The following is a 4,245-nucleotide window of genomic DNA, read 5'->3' on the forward strand; positions in this document are numbered from 1 at the left end:
GGCTCGATCCGGTCGGCCACCACGGCCCACTTTTCGCCATCCACCATCACTTCGGGCACCATGGGCCGCGAGTTGTAGGTGTTCGCCATTGTCGCGCCATAAGCCCCGGCGGTGCGGAACACCGCCAGATCGCCGCGCGCGACCACGTCGATATCGCGCGCCTTGGCGAAGGTGTCACTCGATTCGCAGATCGGGCCGACGATATTGGCGGTCATACGCTTGCCCGTGGGTGCCACCGCGCTGAAATCGTGCCATGCGTCGTACATCGCGGGGCGCGCCAGATCGTTCATCGCGGCATCGACCACGACCCAGGGATGCACCGCGCCTTCCTTGACCCGCACCACTTCGGTCAGCAGCACGCCGGTGTTGCCAGTGATCACGCGGCCCGGCTCGAACATCAGGGTAACATGCCAATCCGCCGTCACGCGCGCGATCATCGCGGCGTATTCGGCGGGCTGCGGGAACACTTCGCCCGCCTTGTAGGGCACGCCCACCCCGCCGCCGAGGTCCATGTGCGTGACGGTGCCGCCCGCGCTGCGGATATCTTGCATCAGCGCCCCGGCCTTGGTGAACGCAGCCTCCAGCGGATCGAGGCTGGCAAGCTGGCTGCCGATGTGGAGCGCAATGCCGCGCATGTTCAGCCCCGGCAGCGCCGCCAGCCGCGCATAGATCCCTGCCGCGCGGTCAAAAGGCACGCCGAACTTGTTCTCCGCCTTGCCGGTCGAAATCTTCTCGTGCGTGCCCGCATCGACATCGGGATTGATGCGTAAGGTGCAGGTCGCGACCATGCCCATGGCCCCGGCGATTTCGGCCAGCTCCTGGCCCTCCTCCTCGCTTTCGAGGTTGAATTGCCCGGTCCCCACTTCCAGCGCCCGGCGCATTTCCCGCGCGGTCTTGCCCACGCCGGAGAACACGACATCGGCAGGTGCAATCCCCGCCGCCAGCGCGCGGTCAAGCTCGCCCACCGAGACAACATCCGCGCCATAGCCCTCCGCCGCCAGCACCTTGAGCACCGCGAGATTGGGATTGGATTTCACCGCAAACGCCAGATGGACGCGCGGCAGCACGGCCAGCGCATCGCGAAACACGCGGGCATGGCGCGTCAGCGTGGCGCGCGAATAGACATAGACCGGCGTGCCGACAGCCTCGGCGATGAGCGGCAACGCCATGTCCTCGGCGTGGAGCACGCCGCTGCGATATTCAAAATGGTCCATCGGGAAATCCGCAAAAAAGATCAGGGTAGGTGCAGCCGCTGCTTGAAATCAGCTTTCTGGCGGCAGATCGAATGGATCGTCGGCGCGCTCTTCGGAGCGTTGGCGCAATTCGACATTGCGTTCGGGTTTGGCCTGCACCGGCGGTTTGAGCAGCGTGTCGGCGGTGGGCTTGTCGCTGCGTCCATAGGGCGCGGCTGGCAGGACCTGGCCCACCTTCGGCTCAAGCTCGCGCCGATTGCCGCAACCGGACAGGGCAAGGCCGCTCATCATCAGCAGCAGCATGCAGGCAATACGGGCCATCATTCCTCCAGACCAAGCGCGCGCGCCGCCTCGGCCACGCGCTTGCTTACCTCGGATGGCGCGGTTCCGCCATGGCTGGCGCGCGCCGCGACCGACGCTTCGACCGACAGCGCGCCATAGACCGAATCATCGATGCGCGGATCGATGCCTTGCAGATCCTCCAGCGGCAGTTGATCGAGCGCGATGCCCCGGCTTTCGGCCAGCTTCACCGCAGCGCCCGTGATGTGGTGCGCCTCGCGGAATGGCACGCCTGCCGCGCGCACGAGCCAGTCGGCCAGATCGGTGGCGGTGGCATAGCCCAGTTCGGCGGCGGCGCGCATCCGCTCGGTGCGAAATGTCGCCTCGGCCACCATTCCGGTCATCGCCGCAATCGACAGCCCAAGCAGATTGGCCGCCTCGAACACTGGCGGCTTGTCGTTCTGCATGTCCTTTGAATAGGCCAGCGGCAGGCCCTTCATCGTGATCATCAGCGCAGTGAGGCAGCCGATGATCCGCCCCGAATGGCCGCGCACCAGTTCTGCCGCATCGGGGTTTTTCTTTTGCGGCATGATCGAACTGCCGGTCGAAAGGCTATCGGGCAAGGTCACGAAACCGAACGGCTGGCTGGCCCAGATGATGAATTCCTCCGCCAGCCGCGAGAGATGCAGCGAGCATTGCGCCGCCGCCATGAGGTAATCGAGCGCAAAATCGCGGTCGGACACCGAATCGAGGCTGTTGCGCGTCGGCCTGTCAAACCCCAGCGCAGCAGCGGTGCGCGTCCGGTCTATCGGAAAGCCTGTGCCGGCCAGCGCAGCGGAGCCCAGCGGGCACTCGTTCATGCGCACCCGGGCAGCGGCAAACCGGGATACGTCGCGCGCGACCATTTCATGATAGGCCATCAAATGGTGCCCCAGCGTCACCGGCTGCGCCGTCTGCAGATGGGTAAAGCCCGGCATGATCGACCCCGCATGTTCGCCAGCGCGGGCAACCAACGCTTTTTGCAAGTCAAGCAGGCCGTTCATCGCCTGATCCACCGCATCGCGCACCCACAGGCGGAAATCGGTGGCTACCTGATCGTTGCGGCTGCGCGCGGTGTGGAGGCGCCCGGCAGCAGGTCCGATCAGCTCGGCCAGGCGGCTCTCGGTGGTCATGTGAATGTCTTCGAGATCCCAGTTTTCCGGGACACCGCTTGCTTCGTATTCAGCGGCGACCCGGTCCAGCCCACCCGCAATCAGCGCCGCATCATCCGCCGCAATGATGCCTTGCGCGCCCAGCATGTCCGCATGGGCCTTTGACGCGGCGATATCTTGCCGCCACAGCGCCTTGTCGAACGGGATCGAGGCGTTTATCTCGCGCATGATGGCCGAAGGGCCAGCCGCGAAGCGCCCGCCCCACATCTGGTTGGAGCCTGAATTGCCCGAATTTCCCATGCCGGTATTATCCCTGCCAGTCGTTAGTGGGCGCTCGCTTGCCGCGTTGGCGATGCCTCTCGCCCTCATGCTTGGCGGCTGCGATAGGCAAACCCCCGGCGCGGCGCAACCGGCCAGCACGCCCACCGAGCAAGCCGCAGCGACAAGCGCAGCAACGCCACCCAGCGGCAAGATCGACATCGCCAATCGCGGCGCGGCGATACCCGATTTCACTTTCACCGATCCGTCGGGCGAAAAGCTGCGCACCCTCGATCTGAAGGGCAAGCCGGTGCTGATCAACTTGTGGGCCACCTGGTGCGGCCCCTGCGTGCTGGAAATGCCGATGCTCGACACGCTGGCCGCAAAGCACAAGGATGCGCTGCGCGTGCTGACCGTTTCGCAGGATTTAGACGCCGCAGAGAAAGTCACCACGTTCTATGCGGCGCGCAAATTCGTCTATCTCAAGCCGTGGCTGGACCCGGATAACAATCTCAGCTTCCACTACAATACCGGCGTGCTGCCCACCACGGTGCTTTATGATGCCAAAGGCCGCGAGGTCTGGCGGATTGTCGGCGCTTATGATTGGCTGGGGCCACGCACCGATGCCATGCTTGCCGAGACCATTGGCGCGGCGGGCGGCTGACCGCCCCAGCCAGCTTAGCGGTCAAGGCGGTCAGGCCTGAGCTAAGGCGCCGCTTACGCTATTCCCACTCAATAAATAACGAAAAAATTATCTAATTAAATCAATAAGTTAAATGGCAATTTTTTCAGTGTGTAACTTTTGTGTAAGTGAGCATTTTAGCCATCGTGATCTTTGTGGCCTAAAATCAATGACTTAAACCCATAAACTTACACACTGCGCATGTCGCATGAATTTTGAACCAAGTTGGCGTTTTTCAAATCTCCACTACTCACTTGCAGTAGTTCAAAAATAGAAAATTATAATTTAAAATCAATAATTTAGTTCCGCTTTCTTAAGGCCCAAAGGCCAACGTGCCAGATTGGCTTTGGTGATGGTGTTCGAGAATTGTGGTTCGCTGTGTAACTCCGTCGACGGCTTACACCGTGTCCACAGAGTTGTGGCAAGCGAGAAATCGACCGAGCCCCTTTGCCCGTCGGTTCGGCGCCACAGCTTGAGCTGCTCAACCAAACCGGCCCCGCTGCTCTGCCACCTGAAAACTGGATCATTTTTTGATAGAGTTTTGTGCCGTAGATTTCCTTGGCTGGGCGAGGAGTCGTGGCATGAAGGCATCAAAGTTCACGGACGCGCAAAAGGCGTTCTGTAGATTTGCGCTGAGAAGTGACCCGGGAGGGGCATAAGTTTCCATTGAGATTTGACCCAT

General features: G+C 62.0%; 4 protein-coding genes. 1 reads left to right on the forward strand and 3 read right to left on the reverse strand.

What is annotated here, in order from left to right; translation table 11 throughout:
• From lysA to argH, 3 genes are all read right to left on the reverse strand, one after another.
• Window positions 1-1,214 (reverse strand): diaminopimelate decarboxylase (gene lysA, locus Q0O40_RS15470; RefSeq protein WP_295531930.1); only part of this gene is annotated, 1,214 nt, incomplete at its 3' end.
• A gap of 48 nt (window positions 1,215-1,262) precedes the next feature.
• Window positions 1,263-1,517, reverse strand: coding sequence for a hypothetical protein (locus tag Q0O40_RS15475; RefSeq protein WP_295531933.1), 255 nt, complete (start codon window positions 1,515-1,517; stop codon window positions 1,263-1,265).
• On the reverse strand, window positions 1,514-2,890 hold the full coding sequence (gene argH, locus Q0O40_RS15480; RefSeq protein ID WP_295531940.1) for an argininosuccinate lyase: 1,377 nt from the start codon (window positions 2,888-2,890) through the stop codon (window positions 1,514-1,516). Before argH ends, Q0O40_RS15475 begins: the two co-directional genes overlap by 4 nt.
• 85 nt (window positions 2,891-2,975) lie before the next feature.
• On the opposite strand from argH, the gene Q0O40_RS15485 reads away from it, so the two are divergent.
• Window positions 2,976-3,545 (forward strand): TlpA disulfide reductase family protein, encoded by a 570-nt coding sequence (locus Q0O40_RS15485; protein WP_295531937.1) that lies wholly within the window; start codon window positions 2,976-2,978, stop codon window positions 3,543-3,545.
• The last annotated feature ends 700 nt before the right edge of the window (window positions 3,546-4,245 follow it).

Source organism: Novosphingobium sp. Chol11 (assembly GCF_945870625.1).
In the GTDB taxonomy this organism is placed as follows: Bacteria; Pseudomonadota; Alphaproteobacteria; order Sphingomonadales; family Sphingomonadaceae; genus Novosphingobium.